Raw genomic sequence first — 14,332 nt, 5'->3', positions numbered from 1 at the left:
GCCAAAGCGCACGCCGGGAGAATTGGATGTCACGTGTCGTCGTAATCGGTGCCGGAGCCATGGGGCTGGCCGCAGGCTATCATGCTGCCAAGGCGGGGCACACGGTCGAGGTGATCGAGGCTTCGCCCGATGCCGGCGGAATGGCGGCACATTTCGACTTCGCCGGAATGTCGATCGAGCGCTTCTATCACTTCGTCTGCAAGACCGACCAGCCGACCTTCGACCTGATGGCCGACATTGGCCTTGGCGATGCGATGCGCTGGCGCGACACCTCGATGGGCTACTTCTCGGGCGGAGCCTTGCACAAATGGGGCGATCCGGTCTCGCTACTGACCTATCCGCACCTCAGCCTCATCGAGAAGTTCCGCTATGGCCTGCTCGCCTTCGTCTCGACCAAGCGCGACCGCTGGGATGCGCTCGAGACGCAGAGCGCGCGCGAGTGGATCACCCGCTGGTCGGGCAAGAGCGTCTACGACAAGCTCTGGAAGCCATTGTTTGATCTCAAGTTCTTCCAGTACGCCGACAATGTTTCTGCGGCGTGGATCTGGACGCGGGTCAAGCGCACCGGTCGCTCGCGCAAGTCGATCTTCCAGGAGCAGCTGGGCTATATCGAGGGCGGCAGCCAGACCCTGGTCGACCGGCTGGTCGAGCGGATCGAGGCGCTGGGCGGCAAGGTGTCGCTGGGCAACCCGGTAAGCCAGGTCGTCAGCGAAAACGGCAAGGTTACAGGTGTTCAGGCTGCCGACGGGTTCCACCCCGCCGATCATGTCATCTCCACCGTGCCGACGCCGCTCGTCTCCGACATGATCCCAGACATGCCAGCCGACTGGAAGGCGAAGTACGACGCGATCGAGAATATCGGCGTGTGCTGCCTGCTGTTCCGCCTGAAGAAGCCGGTGACGCCCCACTTCTGGGTCAACATCATCGAACCCGACATCGAGATCCCCGGGATTATCGAGTTTTCGAACCTGCGCCCCGCACCTGACGGCGAAGCGGTGGTCTATGTGCCGTATTACATGCCGGTCACCCATCCCAAATTCTCGTGGGACGACCAGAGACTGGTCGACGAGGCGTTTTCGTATATCCAGCGGATCAATCCCGGTATCACCCGCGAGGACATCCGCGCGACCAAGGTCGGCCGCCTGCGCCATGCCCAGCCGATTTGCGAGCCGGGCTTTGCCGCGAAGATCCCACCTGTGCAGACCCCGATCGCAGGGCTGCAGGTGGCAGACACCTGCTTCTATTATCCCGAGGATCGCGGCATCTCCGAAAGTGCGCGGCTTGCCAAGGAAATGGTGGAGCATATCAGCGCATGACCAGCCTGTCGGACAAGGTGACGCCCGATGCGGCACCCGGCAGCGGTGAAGGAAAGCGCTTTGCCAGCTTCATCGTCACCGGGGGCATCGCGGCGCTGGTCAACCTGGCCTCGCGCTGGCTGCTCAGCCATGTGATGCCCTATGAGGCCGCGGTTTCGGTCGCCTATCTGTTCGGCATGACCACCGCCTTCCTGCTCGCGCGATTGTTCGTGTTCAACGCCAGCGGCGACAGCTGGCTGGCCGAATATGGCCGCTTTGCCGTGGTCAACGCGTTCAGCTTCCTCGTCGTGCTGGGCGTCAGCGCAGGCATGCTGCGGCTGGTGCTGCCCTTTATTGGCTGGGACTGGCAGGCCGAGGAAATCGCGCATCTGGTGGGCGTGGTCAGCCCGATCGTGCTGAGCTATTACGCGCACAAGCATTATTCCTTTGGCGAGAAGACCAAGCCGTGATCGATCAGCAGATGCAACAGGGCGCCTCAGCCGACCGGACCCCGCTGGTCGTCGATGTTGACGGCACGCTGATTCGCACCGACCTGCTGTTCGAGGCGGCGCTGCAATTGATCGCCACCCAGCCGTGGAACGCGTGGAAGCTGCTCAGCTGGCTGGCGGGCGGCAAGGCCTCGCTCAAAAAGAACCTGGTCGATACCGTCGATCCGCACATCAGCAGTATGCCGCTGCGCGACGAAACCGTGGCGGCGATCTCTGCTGCCAAGGCACAGGGCCGCGAGGTCTGGTTGGCGTCCGCGTCCGATCACCGTTGGGTCGAGCAGATCGCCGCGCGGATCGATGGCGTCGATGGCGTGATGGGGTCGGACGGTATCACCAATCTGGCCGGACCCAACAAGGCCGCCGCGTTGGTCGAGCGGTTTGGCCACAAGGGTTTCGACTATATCGGCGACCACATGGTCGATATGCCCGTCTGGGATGCGGCACGGCACGCGATCCTGATCGCGCACACCGGCGGGCTCGAGCGCGCGGTCAAGCGCCGCTTCCCCGATGTTGAGGTCATCGCTCGGCCCCGGACACCGATCCGCCCTTATTTAAAGGCGATGCGGCCCTATCAATGGGCCAAGAACACGCTGGTGTTCCTGCCCGCGATTGCAGGACACAGCATCGGTGATTTTGCGGTGCTGCTTGCTGCGTTCATGGCATTCTGGGCATTCAGCTTTGCTGCATCGAGCGCTTATATCATCAACGACCTGCTCGATCTGCCGGGTGACCGCGACCATCATCGCAAGTCCAGGCGGCCGTTTGCGGCTGCGCAGATATCGATCCCTCGTGGCATCGTGATGGCCATCGGCCTGATGGCGGTGGCGATCGGCATCGCCGCGCTGCTGCCGCTCGAGTTTCTCGCGATCCTGCTCGGCTATGTCGCGCTCACGCTTGGCTATTCGCTGTTCCTTAAGCGCCAGATGCTGGTCGACGTCATCATCCTGGGCGGGCTTTACACCATCCGGGTGCTCGGCGGGATTGCGGCAACGGGCGAGGAAAAGTCGCAATGGCTGCTGATGTTCTGCCTGTTCTTCTTCCTCAGCCTGGCGATCGTCAAACGCTGTTCGGAGCTGGTGGCGCGGCGTGATGCCGGAAAGTCCTCCCCTCCGGGGCGCGGCTATGCCATCAACGATCTGGCGATGCTGCTACCGCTGGGCGCGGCGGCGGGCTATGCCTCGGTGATGGTTGTGATGCTGTACCTCAGCAGCCCCCAAATCACCTCGCTTTATGCGCATCCGTTGCGGATGTGGCTGATCTGCCCGTTGCTGATCTACTGGATCAGCCGCGCGCTGATGTTGTCCAACCGCAACGAGATGCACGATGATCCGATCATCTTTGCGATAACCGACAAGGTCAGCTGGCTGACCGGCGTTGTCGCCGCCGTGATCATCGCGATCTCGATCTGATGCCGTATCGGGCACCTCTCGCCGGATGGGGCCGCTATCCGGTGCGCGAGTGCACCGTATGGCAGCCGATCACGACCCAGGCGCTGCATGAAACGCTGATGCCTTTACCCAGCGTCATCGCGCGCGGCAACGGCCGCTCGTATGGCGACGCCAGCATGAACGTCGATGCCACCATCGACATGCGCAGGCTCGACCGGCTGATTACATTCGACGAGGCGACCGGCGTTTTGGTGTGCGAGGCGGGCGTGCTACTTTCTGATCTGGTCGCATCCTTGGTTCCGCGCGGCTGGTTCCCTCCGGTGACTCCCGGCACACGGATGGTCACCATCGGCGGGATGATCGCCAGCGACGTGCACGGCAAGAACCATCATGCGGCTGGATCGTTCTGCGACCATGTCGACTGGTTCGACCTCGATCTCGGCGATGGCCGGGTGATGCGATGCTCGCCGTCCGAGAATGCCGATCTGTTCGCCGCGACCTGCGGCGGCATGGGGTTGACCGGGATCATCGTGCGCGTCTCGTTCCGCATGCTGAAGATCGAGACCGCGTTCGTGCGTCAGCGCACCATCCGCGTGCCCGATCTTGACGAAGCACTGGCGCTGTTCGAACAATCGCACGGATCGACCTATTCGGTCGCGTGGATCGACTGCATGGCGACAGGAAAGAGCCTCGGCCGGTCGGCGATCCTGCTGGGCGAACATGCAAAGCTCACCGATCTAGACCCGGCACGGCTTGCCGCACCGCTGGTCCGGCGATCACGCAAGCCCAAGACGATTCCGATCGATTTCCCGAACTTTGCCTTGAGCGGCTTCAACGTACGGATGTTCAACCATCTGTATTATGCGATGCAGCGTCCGGGCGACGCAGTGGTCGATGTCGACCCGTACTTCTATCCGCTCGATGCGATCTTCGAGTGGAACCGGATCTATGGCCGCCAGGGCTTTTTGCAGTATCAATCCGTGCTGCCACTCGCCGAAAGCGCCAAAGGCATGCGCCGTCTGCTCGAGGCGATCTCCGCCGCAGGCGCAGGCTCGTTCCTCGCGGTCCTGAAGCGCATGGGACCTGGGTCGTTCGGCATGCTGAGCTTTCCGATGGAAGGCTATACGCTCGCGCTCGATTTCCCCGCTACGTCTGACAATTTCGCACTGCTCGAGCGGCTCGATGCGATCACCGCCGATCATGGCGGACGCGTGTATCTCACCAAGGACGCTCGGGTCTCGCCCGAACGCTTTGCCGCCGGCTATCCCAGGCTTGACGAATTTCGTAACCTTCGTGCGCAATATGGGCTCGACCGGCGCTTCTCCTCGCTGCTTTCACAAAGATTGGGTCTGTAAATGCTCGCTTCCCCCGTCCTTATTCTGGGTGCCCGTTCGGATATCGGCCGCGCGCTTGCCAAGGCCTATGCCGCCAAGGGCTGCGAGGTCATTCTGGCCGCGCGCGGCGACATCAGCGCCGATGCGACCGATCTTGCCCTGCGCACCGAGGCCAAGGTGCGCTCGGTGAGCGTCGATATCACCGATGGCGCTGCAGATGCGTTCTTTGATTCGCTGGGCGTGGTGCCCGGCACTGTGGTGATGGTCGCAGGGCTTCTGGGCGATCAGGCTGAATCGGCAGCGAACGACGAAACCGCAGCGCGCGTGATGGACAGCAACTACAACGGCCCGGCGCGCTATCTGCTCGCCGCCGCACGCCGCATGGCGAATGTTCCCGATGCCTGCATCATCGGTATCAGCTCGGTCGCGGGCGATCGCGGCCGCGCCTCCAACTTCATCTATGGTTCGGCCAAGGCGGGTTTCACCGCGTTTCTTTCGGGTCTACGCAACGCGCATGCCAAGACCGGGCTGCATGTGATGACGGTCAAGCCCGGCTTTGTCCGCACCCAGATGACCGCGGGCATGAAGCTCTCCCCGGTGATGACCGCCGAGCCCGAGCAGGTCGCCGATGCGATCATCAAGGCGCAGGACAAGAAGAGCGACGTCATCTACACATTGGGCCGCTGGCGCCTGGTGATGACCATCATTCGCGCGATCCCCGAGCCGATCTTCAAGAAACTCTCTCTTTGACCTCAAGGCACCGCCCATGAACGGCCTGCTCGCGCATCTTGCGGACTTCATGGTCGATCACCGCTGGCTTGCCGGGCCGGTGTTCGGGCTGATCGCATTTGGCGAATCGCTGGCGGTCATCGGCGTGTTCATTCCCGCGACGCCGATCCTGTTCATGGTCGGGGTGCTGGCGGGAAGTGGCCGGGTCGATGCGACATCGGTGGTGCTGTTCGGGATTGCAGGCGCGATCGCCGGTTACTGGCTGTCCTGGTTGGCGGGCGATCGGATGGGTCACCGCGTCTGGCATCTGCCGTCGATTGCCCGCCATCGCCGTGGAGTTGCCCGAGCCCGGTTGTTCTTCCGTCGCTGGGGCGGGATTTCACTGGTCGCAGGCCGCTATGTGCTCGGCCCCTTCCAATCGATGCTGCCGCTGGTGGCGGGAGTCGCCCGGATGGACGCACATCGCTTCCACCGCTGGAACGTGCTTTCGGGTGTGCTCTGGGTGGTGCTGGTGCTCTCGCCGGGCTTTCTGGTCGGTCGCGGGATCGAGATCGCCGGGTTCGACAAAGCGTGGCAGGACCAGATCCTGACCGTGCTGATGATCGTCAGTTGCGCCCTGATCATGGCAGTTGTGTTTGCAGGCACCATCAAGAAAATATTTGAATAACAGTCCCTGTTTCTGCCATGCGCACAATCGAGGGTACATCGCTGCGCAAGCATAGCACCTCATCGCAAGCCTGTATCCTTCCGGTTCAGGGTCATGTCTGCAACCTGTGCCGCTTGATCGGGCCAAATTTTTCCGGAACCTCCCGCTTGATGACTTCGGAATGGCACCTAGGGTTTGAAGCTGTGCGCTTGACGGGACCAGCACGTTCACGGAGATGGTTCTGATGGATCCGATGATACTCCCTATGAAGCTGGCGATGCGTCAGGTGGTCAAACCATGGGGCAGAGCCGATGTGCCCGCCCCCTTCCATAATCCGGGTCCCGAACGAATCGGCGAAATCTGGTTCGAGGTGGACGGCTCCGCGTCACCGAGCCTTCCTCCACTGGCGCTCCTGATCAAATATCTTTTCACCAGCGAGCGCCTGTCGATCCAGGTGCATCCCAGCGACACCGAAGCACAGGCGATGGGATTGGCCAGCGGCAAGGAAGAATGCTGGCTGGTGCTTGACGCCGAACCCGGAGCGACACTGGGGATCGGCACCGTGCGGGCGATGTCGGGCGTAGAGCTCAGGTCCGCCGCGCTCGATGGGTCTATCGAGCAACTGCTCGACTGGCGACCGGTCGAACGCGGCGATTTCTTCTACATCCCGGCAGGAACCGTCCACGCCATCGGTGCAGGCGTATGCCTGATCGAAATCCAGCAGAACGCCGATATCACCTATCGATTGTACGATTATGGCCGCCCGCGCGAACTGCACCTCGACCGTGGCGTCGCAGTGTCGAAAGCCGAGCCCTACAGCCATCCGCTGCGGAAGCGGGTCGATTTGAGCGTCGACCAGACTCTGGTCGATGGTCCGTTGTTTAAAGTTCTTCTCACGGGCGATGCACCTCAAACGCTTGCGGGCAGCGGCCCCCTTTTCGTGATCCCGCTCGAAGGCCACGCATCGGCGCAATCCGATAGCGGACTTCTCACCGCCGCTGCAGGCGAGTGTCTCGCGGTCAATCCGGATGCCGCATACCAAGCCAGCAGTGGAGCGCGCCTGTTGCTCGCCCGCGCAAACCAGATTGGCCAGACTGCATGAGCAAGATCGTCCCCGTCATCCTCTCCGGCGGCTCGGGCACGCGGCTATGGCCCCTGTCGGTCGCAGAGCGGCCCAAGCAGTTTCTCCCGTTGGTGTCGCAGCAATCGATGTTCGCTGACACGCTGGCGCGCACCGGGGATGCCGTACGCTTTGGCCCTGCGCTGATCATCGGTGCCGAGCGCCACAGCGCGATGATGGAGGCCGAGCTTGCCGGCGCAGCGCTTGCCGATGCGCGGATCATTCTCGAGCCCAGCGCGCGCAACACTGCGCCGGCTATCGCGCTTGCCGCGCTGGCTGCAGGCGCGGGGGACACGGTGTTGCTGGTGATGCCCAGCGATCATGTCATCGCTGATCTGCCGACGTTTCTGGCGGCGGTCGATGCCGCACGTCCCGCAGCCGAGGCCGGCTGGCTGGTCACCTTCGGGATCGAGCCGACCCGGCCCGAAACCGGCTTTGGCTACATCCAGATGGCCGAACTGCTCGAAGACGCGCCCGGGGTCCGCAAGGTTGCGCGATTCATCGAGAAGCCGCCACGCAAAAAGGCCGAGGCGATGCTCGCCGAGGGCGGCCATGCCTGGAACGCCGGGATCTTCCTGATGCGCGCTGACCGCTATCTTGCGGAACTGGCGGCTTATGCGCCCGAGATGCTCGATGCCGCGCGCGCGTCGCTCGACGGCGTTGCTCTCGACACCCGGCTGATCCGGCCGCTGCCCGATCGGTTCGCCGCCTGTCCGTCGGATTCGATCGATTATGCGGTGATGGAGCGCGCCGAGCGCGTGGCGATCGTCCCGGTTTCGTGCGGCTGGTCCGATGTCGGCAGCTGGGATGCGCTGGCAGAGATCGCCCGGCCCGATGCAGACGGCAACACGATCTGCGGTGAGGTGATCGCGCTCGATTGCGCCAACGCGCATATCCATGCCGACGGGATCACCGTCACCGCATCGGGGATCAGCGATCTGATCGTCATCGCCAACGGCACGCATGTGATGATTGTGCCCAAGGGCCGGTCGCAGGATGTGAAGAAGATTGTCGAGGCAATGCAATCAGGAAAGGCATAGTCTGCACGCCCCCCGATGATTCATCACTGACCGGGTGCCTAGCTCTCTGACGTCGCTGCAATCGAATCCGGGTGCGGGGCCTCATAAGTCGCCCAATCACTCGCTTGCGACGCCTTGGGCGGCTGTCCTGCGGGGCCAACGATATCCTGTTTCGCATGTGTGCGCAGATGGTGCAGGTGAACCTTGGCGATCATGTTGGCTGAAATCGGCGCGGTGATGAACAGGAACAGCGAGATCAGCAGTTCGTGCAGCGCCCAAACTCCGGCATTGAACTGGAAATACAGCATCGATCCGACGAGAATCCCGCCCAGGCCAAGCGTTGTCGCCTTGGTGGGACCATGCAGCCGCTCCATCAGAGTCGGCAGCCTGACCATGCCCCAGCTGCCGATCAGCGCAAAACTTGCGCCCAGGACAATCAGCGCGCTGATCACGATATCGCTGAGGATGCCGGACCCGGTCATTCGACGATGTCCCCGCGCAGCAGGAACTTGCAATAGGCAACCGTCCCGATGAACCCGACCATGGCCAGCAGCAGTGCCGCCTCGTAATAAGTGTCGTTCACGGTCGCGATCCCGATCAGGATGATTGCCGCGATCGCATTGATCACCATGGTATCGAGCGCGACGATCCGGTCCCCTACCGTGGGCCCCTTGAGCAGCCGCCACAGGTTGAGCGTCAGCGCCAGCGACAGGCACACAAAGGCGAAGATGACGGCATAACCGATCATTTGAAAACCCTCTTCAAACGCGCCTCGTACCGCGCCTTGATCCGCACGATTTCGGCCTGGGGATCGGGCGCGTGCAGCGCATGGACCAGCAGATAGTTGCCGCAGGCCGATACGTCCGACGATACGGTACCGGGGGTCAGGCTGATGGTGCCTGCAAACACGGTAATGGCTTCAGGCGTATCGAGCTCCATCGGGATCGAGAGCCAGGCGGGCCGCAGATCGCGGTTGCGGCGGAACAGGATGATCACCGCAATCTCGAAATTGGCAATGATGATATCCCACAGCACCAGCAGGAGATACGCAACCCCTGCGCGGTAATTGACATCGGGCCGACCCGGCCAGAACGGTGCGGTAAAGATCGGCAGCAATATGCCCACGATGATGCCGATCAGCAGGCCGCCGACAGTGATGGCGTTGGCCATCAGCAGCCAGACGATGACCAGCAGTACGGAAAGTCCAGGATGCGGGATCAGGCGGCGCATGTCACGGCTCCCCCAGAACAGCGCGGACGGCAGATGCGGTATCGAGGATCTGGCTGGCTGCGGCTGTCGCATAAGCAGTCGCGGGTCCGGCGCCGATCGACCAGGCGGCGAGCAGCGCGATCGTGATTGTCGGCGCTGCCATGTCGGCCTTCGATACCACCTTCGAAAGCGCCTTCGAGTCGGTCGTGGAGAGCGCACCGTCGGCCGGCTGCACCGACTTCCAGAAGATCGCGCTGCCGGTGCGGGCAAAGCCGATCACGCCGATCAGCGTCGTGGCGAGGATCGCGCCCCATGCCCAGCCCCAGGCATCACCCCAGCCGGGCACATCGACCACCGATTCGAGGATCAGCAATTTGCCGATGAACCCCGACAAGGGCGGCAGACCGGTGGCTGCAATCGCCGCAGCCATGAACAAAAGCCCAGCCAGTTCGCGCTGGCCGAAAACAGGTCCAGCGCTTGCGCTATCGGCAAAGCTTGCCCTGCGCCGCGCGACGACATCGGCGACCAGGAACAGCGCGGCGCCCGCCAGTGTCGAATGCACCAGATAATAGATCGCCGCCGTCAACGTGTCGGTCTGCCATCCCGCCACCGCGATCAGCAGCGTGCCGGTCGATCCGATCACCGCATAAGCGGCCTGTTCTGACAGATCGCGCGCGACGAACACGCCTGCAAAGCCGACAATCGCCGTCAGCATCGCGGCGGGCAGCAGATAGGGGGCAGGTGCCCAGGCGGCCGCACCGGCATCGTCGCCAAAGATCTGCGGGACCACGCGGATGATCGAATATACGCCAACCTTGGTCATGATCGCAAAAAGCGCCGCAACCGCAGGTGTCGTCACAGCATAGGTCCGTGGCAACCAGAGGTGCAATGGAACGACTGCGGCCTTGAGCGCGAACACGCTGACCAGCAGCAATGCCGCCACCCGCAGCAGCCCCTGATCATCGGGTCCGATTTCGGCGACCCGCAAGCCCATATCGGCCATGTTGAGTGTGCCGGTCAAGGCATAGAGCAGTCCCAGCGCGATCAGGAACAGCGACGATCCGACGATGTTGACGACTACATACTGAACGCCTGCCTTCAGCCTGGCAGGCCCCTGCCCGTGCAGCATCAGTCCATAAGATGCGATCAGCAGCACCTCGAAGAACACGAACAGGTTGAACAGGTCACCGGTCAGGAACGCCCCGTTGAGCCCCAGCATCTGGAACTGGAACAATGGATGGAAATGCCAGCCCTTGCGATCTGCCTGCGTGATCACCGCATGGCCCAGCGCGATCAGCGATACCGTGGCAGCCAGCGTCAGCATGATCGCCGACAGCCGGTCGACCACGAGCACGATGCCGAAGGGTGCAGGCCAGTTGCCCAGCTCGTACGTACGGATGGTGCCATCGGCCGATGCGTTGAGCAGCACCAGAGCGGCCACCAGCATCGCCGCGCACGAGAGGAGCGAGATCGCGATGCCCAGCCGACGCTTGCGGCGCATCACCAACAAAGCGATCGGCGCGGCCAGCGCCGGGATCACGACAGGCGCGATCGCCAGATGCGCGGTCAAGCTCATGTGTGCGGCTCTGGCGTGGCGTCAGCTTTTGCCTGTTCGTCCAGCGTGCAAGGCGCATCATCGCCATCGACCTGGTCGCTGCCAGTTTCCAGAAAGCTGCGCAGCGCCAGCACGACGATGAACGCGGTCATCCCGAAGGTGATCACGATCGCGGTCAGCACCAGCGCCTGGGGCAGGGGATCGGCATATTCGGTGACCGTCTTCGACCAGATCGGCGGACGATCCAGCGTCAGTCGGCCCGCTGCGAACAGGAACAGGTTCACCGCATAGGAAAACAGCGTAAGGCCTAGCACCACCTGAAAGGTGCGACCGCGCAGCGCCAGATAGATCCCGCCGGCGACCAGAATGCCGATCGCGCTTGCCACCAGAAATTCCAGCGTCATGGCTCGCTCCCCTGCTGCTGCGCCTCGACCTGGGCGGCATGCGCTCGCGCGGCGCGCTGCGATATCTGGCTGAGCTGCGCCAGCGCCTGCATCACCGCGCCGAACACGACCGCGAAGACGCCGATATCGAACAGCAAGGCGGTCGCCAGTTCCACTTCACCGACCAAAGGCACCTGAAAATAGCCGAACGAGCTGGTCAGGAAATTGGCACCGAACACAAGCGAGCCCAGTCCCGTCGCCATCGCCACCAGCACGCCTGACGCGATCAGCAGATGTTCACCCACCCGGCGGCGGGCATCGGTCCAGTCGAAGCCCGAGGCGAGGTACTGCAGCAGGAACGCGATCGCGACCACCAAAGCGGCGATAAACCCGCCGCCTGGCTGATTGTGCCCACGCAGGAAGATATAGATCCCCACCGCCAGCACCAGCGGCAGCAGGATGCGGGTTGCCATGACAAACATCAAAGGGTGGCGCTCGGGCGAGTGCGGCATGTCCTCCTGCCACGAGCGCAGCCGCGCGCCTGCAGCCCCTCGCGAGGTGGTGTCGAGCAGCGCGAAGATAGCAAGCCCCGCGATCCCCAGCACGATGATCTCGCCCAGCGTATCGAACGCGCGGAAATCAACCAGGGTTACGTTGACGACATTGGTGCCGCCGCCGCCCGAATAGCTGTTGGCCAGATGGAAGCTGGAAATCGGATCGTTGGGATTGCGGGTCAGCATTGCCCACGCCGCGCCGCCGATGCCAAGACCGCCACCGATCGCCAGCAACGCATCGCGATACCGCCGCGGCTGGCTCGAGAGCAAGGGCGGGGTCTTGGGCAGCAGGTTGAGCGCCAGCAGCAGCAGCAGAATGGTGACCACCTCGACCGAAATCTGGGTCAGCGCAAGATCGGGCGCGGAGAAATGGACAAAGGCCAGCGTGATGATCAGCCCGATGACGCTGATATAGATCAGCACCAGAAAGCGCTGGCGCTGCGCCCGCACCACCGCGATCGTGGCTGCGATCAGCAGGCCCCAGGCGATGATCGCGACCGCCGATGCGGGCTGGCCTGCGCGCGCTCCGGTGAGGGTTCCGCCGCCGGTGAGCGCGCCCTCTGCGACCAATGCGACGATGACTGCAAAGCTAGCAAACAGCATCCGCTGCAGCGAGGGGCTGTGTGTCGCAACGATCAGCTTGCGTACCTCGCGATCGGCCGCGCCCAATGTGCGATCAAACAGCGCCTTGGCATCGAGGTGCCGCATCGCCTCATACCCGCGCAGCAGCCCTGCATGCCGCCACAGCAGCAGCGCGCCGATCGCGACCGCCGCCAGGCTCATCCCCAGCGCAACGTTGACGCCGTGCCACAGCGCAAGGCCCAACGGCGGAGCCGCATTACCGATCACAGCGCCTGCTACCGAGGACACGAGAGGCCCTGCCAGCGCCATCGGAACCAGGCCGAGCAGCACCGCGAGGATCACCAGAAATGCAGGCGACGCCCACATCCCTGCGCCCGGATCGTGCGCGCGGGCATGAGGTTCAGCTTCGCGCGGCTTGCCGAAGAACAGATGCACCGCAAGCCGCAGCGAATATGCCACCGACAATGTTGCTGCGATCGTCGCCACCACCGGCACCAGCCAGGATATGCCGAACAGGCCGACATGCAGCGTCTCGTCCAGCATCATCTCCTTCGAGATGAAACCGCCCAGCGGCGGCAGGCCCGCCATCGCGGCAGCGGCCAGAGTGGCAACGATCGCGGTGATCGGCATGACCTTCGCAAGGCCGCCCAGCCGGCGGATGTCACGCGTTCCGGTCTCGTGATCGACAATCCCTGCCGACATGAACAACGCCGCCTTGAAAGCGGCATGGTTGAGGATGTGAAGCACCGCGGCGACCGCCGCCATCTCGAGCGAGAACCCCAGCAGCATCACCAGCAGGCCAAGCTGGCTGATCGTCGAATAGGCCAGGATGCCCTTGAGGTCGTGCTTGAACAGAGCCACCCAGGCACCCATCAGCATCGTGATCAGCCCGACGCTGGTAACGATGACGGTGTAGAGCTCGGTCCCCGAAAGCACCGGCCACAACCGCGCGAGCAGGAAGACGCCAGCCTTCACCATCGTTGCCGAATGCAGATATGCGCTGACCGGGGTGGGCGCTGCCATCGCGTGCGGCAACCAGAAGTGGAACGGGAACTGCGCCGATTTGGTAAAGCAGCCGATAAGGATCAGCACCAACATCACCGGGTACAAAGGCGAGGCCTGGATGATGTCGCCGCGCTCAAGGATCGTCATCAGATCGAAGCTTCCGGCGATCGTGCCAAGCAGCACCATCCCTGCGATCAGCACCAACCCGCCTCCACCGGTAACCGCAAGCGCCATCCGCGCGCCCTGGCGGGCCTCTGCCTTGTCGCGCCAAAACCCGATCAGCAGGAACGACGACAGGCTGGTCAGCTCCCAGAACACCAGCAGCAGCAGCACATTGCCCGACAGGACGATGCCCAGCATCGCACCCTGAAACAGCATCAGGCTGGCAAAGAACCGTCCGGTCGCCTCATCGCTGGCAAGATAGAAATGCCCGAAGATCACCACCAGAAGGCCGATCCCCAGGATGAGCCCTGCAAACATCAACCCCAGCGGATCGATCATCAGCGAAAAATCAAGGCCGATGACGGGCACCCAGGGCACCGAGACCGCAAGCACGTCACCGCCGATGACGCGTCCGGCGATGCCAAGGATAAGCGCGAGGCCAAGCGCGCTTCCCGCCGCCGCCAGACCACTGTGCAGCGCACGCCCATGACTGCTGCCGATCGCGATCAGCAACGCAGCCAGGAACGGAAGAATAACAAGCGTGTATAGCATCAATGGGACTGCCATTGCGTGGCCGTTATGCTCCTGTGGGGATATTGCCAACGGACGATGGCGATATCGTTGCAATACCGTCCTAGCCTCAGGGGGTTGCGACAAACAAGGAAAAGTGGCTCGCGAAGGTCAAACCGGCTGCGGGAATTTGCCGCCCACCTTGATCGCCATGCAGCCCGGGCGGCCTTCTTAACCACGAGTTTTCCGAATGAGATTGCGCGTTCATCACGCTGATATCGAAGTTTATTGGCCGCAAGCGCAATATTGCAAACGGCTCTCCGGACAGTCGC

The 14,332-nt window shown here is 63.0% G+C and carries 14 protein-coding genes; 8 read left to right on the top strand and 6 right to left on the bottom strand.

Annotated elements, in window-relative coordinates:
• Window positions 1–26 precede the first annotated feature (26 nt).
• The 8 genes from IEW00_RS03865 (at window position 27) to IEW00_RS03830 (ending at window position 8,061) form a co-directional block, all read left to right on the top strand.
• Window positions 27–1,316 (top strand): NAD(P)/FAD-dependent oxidoreductase, encoded by a 1,290-nt coding sequence (locus IEW00_RS03865; RefSeq protein WP_188512997.1) that lies wholly within the window; start codon window positions 27–29, stop codon window positions 1,314–1,316.
• Window positions 1,313–1,765 carry a GtrA family protein gene (locus tag IEW00_RS03860; RefSeq protein WP_188512996.1) on the top strand — a complete coding sequence of 151 codons (453 nt, stop codon included), beginning with the start codon at window positions 1,313–1,315 and terminating at the stop codon, window positions 1,763–1,765. The genes IEW00_RS03865 and IEW00_RS03860 overlap by 4 nt, the downstream gene beginning before the upstream one ends.
• The gene (locus IEW00_RS03855; RefSeq protein ID WP_188512995.1) at window positions 1,762–3,213 is read left to right on the top strand and encodes a UbiA family prenyltransferase; all 1,452 of its coding nucleotides are present in this window, start codon (window positions 1,762–1,764) and stop codon (window positions 3,211–3,213) included. Before IEW00_RS03860 ends, IEW00_RS03855 begins: the two co-directional genes overlap by 4 nt.
• Window positions 3,213–4,547 carry an FAD-binding oxidoreductase gene (locus IEW00_RS03850; protein ID WP_188512994.1) on the top strand — a complete coding sequence of 445 codons (1,335 nt, stop codon included), beginning with the start codon at window positions 3,213–3,215 and terminating at the stop codon, window positions 4,545–4,547. Before IEW00_RS03855 ends, IEW00_RS03850 begins: the two co-directional genes overlap by 1 nt.
• On the top strand, window positions 4,548–5,276 hold the full coding sequence (locus IEW00_RS03845) for an SDR family oxidoreductase (protein WP_188512993.1): 729 nt from the start codon (window positions 4,548–4,550) through the stop codon (window positions 5,274–5,276). It abuts the gene before it with no gap.
• Between the two features lie 16 nt (window positions 5,277–5,292).
• On the top strand, window positions 5,293–5,922 hold the full coding sequence (locus tag IEW00_RS03840; RefSeq protein WP_188512992.1) for a DedA family protein: 630 nt from the start codon (window positions 5,293–5,295) through the stop codon (window positions 5,920–5,922).
• 223 nt (window positions 5,923–6,145) lie between these two features.
• Window positions 6,146–7,003, top strand: a complete 858-nt coding sequence (locus IEW00_RS03835; RefSeq protein WP_373282568.1) for a class I mannose-6-phosphate isomerase — start codon at window positions 6,146–6,148, stop codon at window positions 7,001–7,003.
• On the top strand, window positions 7,000–8,061 hold the full coding sequence (locus IEW00_RS03830; protein ID WP_188512991.1) for a mannose-1-phosphate guanylyltransferase/mannose-6-phosphate isomerase: 1,062 nt from the start codon (window positions 7,000–7,002) through the stop codon (window positions 8,059–8,061). Before IEW00_RS03835 ends, IEW00_RS03830 begins: the two co-directional genes overlap by 4 nt.
• A gap of 38 nt (window positions 8,062–8,099) precedes the next feature.
• On the opposite strand, the gene IEW00_RS03825 is transcribed toward IEW00_RS03830, so the two are convergent.
• The 6 genes from IEW00_RS03825 to IEW00_RS03800 are packed head-to-tail and all read right to left on the bottom strand — an operon-like array spanning window position 8,100 to window position 14,057.
• Window positions 8,100–8,522 (bottom strand): Na+/H+ antiporter subunit G, encoded by a 423-nt coding sequence (locus IEW00_RS03825; RefSeq protein WP_188512990.1) that lies wholly within the window; start codon window positions 8,520–8,522, stop codon window positions 8,100–8,102.
• Window positions 8,519–8,788 (bottom strand): K+/H+ antiporter subunit F, encoded by a 270-nt coding sequence (locus tag IEW00_RS03820; protein ID WP_188512989.1) that lies wholly within the window; start codon window positions 8,786–8,788, stop codon window positions 8,519–8,521. The genes IEW00_RS03825 and IEW00_RS03820 overlap by 4 nt, the downstream gene beginning before the upstream one ends.
• The gene (locus IEW00_RS03815; RefSeq protein WP_188512988.1) at window positions 8,785–9,270 is read right to left on the bottom strand and encodes a Na+/H+ antiporter subunit E; all 486 of its coding nucleotides are present in this window, start codon (window positions 9,268–9,270) and stop codon (window positions 8,785–8,787) included. Before IEW00_RS03815 ends, IEW00_RS03820 begins: the two co-directional genes overlap by 4 nt.
• A gap of 1 nt (window position 9,271) precedes the next feature.
• Window positions 9,272–10,825, bottom strand: coding sequence for a monovalent cation/H+ antiporter subunit D (locus IEW00_RS03810; RefSeq protein ID WP_188512987.1), 1,554 nt, complete (start codon window positions 10,823–10,825; stop codon window positions 9,272–9,274).
• Window positions 10,822–11,208: a Na+/H+ antiporter subunit C gene (locus IEW00_RS03805; RefSeq protein WP_188512986.1), complete on the bottom strand. Its 387-nt coding sequence runs from the start codon at window positions 11,206–11,208 to the stop codon at window positions 10,822–10,824. Before IEW00_RS03805 ends, IEW00_RS03810 begins: the two co-directional genes overlap by 4 nt.
• On the bottom strand, window positions 11,205–14,057 hold the full coding sequence (locus IEW00_RS03800; RefSeq protein ID WP_229736790.1) for a monovalent cation/H+ antiporter subunit A: 2,853 nt from the start codon (window positions 14,055–14,057) through the stop codon (window positions 11,205–11,207). Before IEW00_RS03800 ends, IEW00_RS03805 begins: the two co-directional genes overlap by 4 nt.
• Between the last annotated feature and the right edge of the window lie 275 nt (window positions 14,058–14,332).

The organism is Blastomonas aquatica, from assembly GCF_014639875.1.
Classification (GTDB): domain Bacteria; phylum Pseudomonadota; class Alphaproteobacteria; order Sphingomonadales; family Sphingomonadaceae; genus Blastomonas; species Blastomonas aquatica.
The sequence above is the reverse complement of the archived record's forward strand: the minus strand, read 5'-3'. Positions and strand labels throughout refer to the sequence as shown.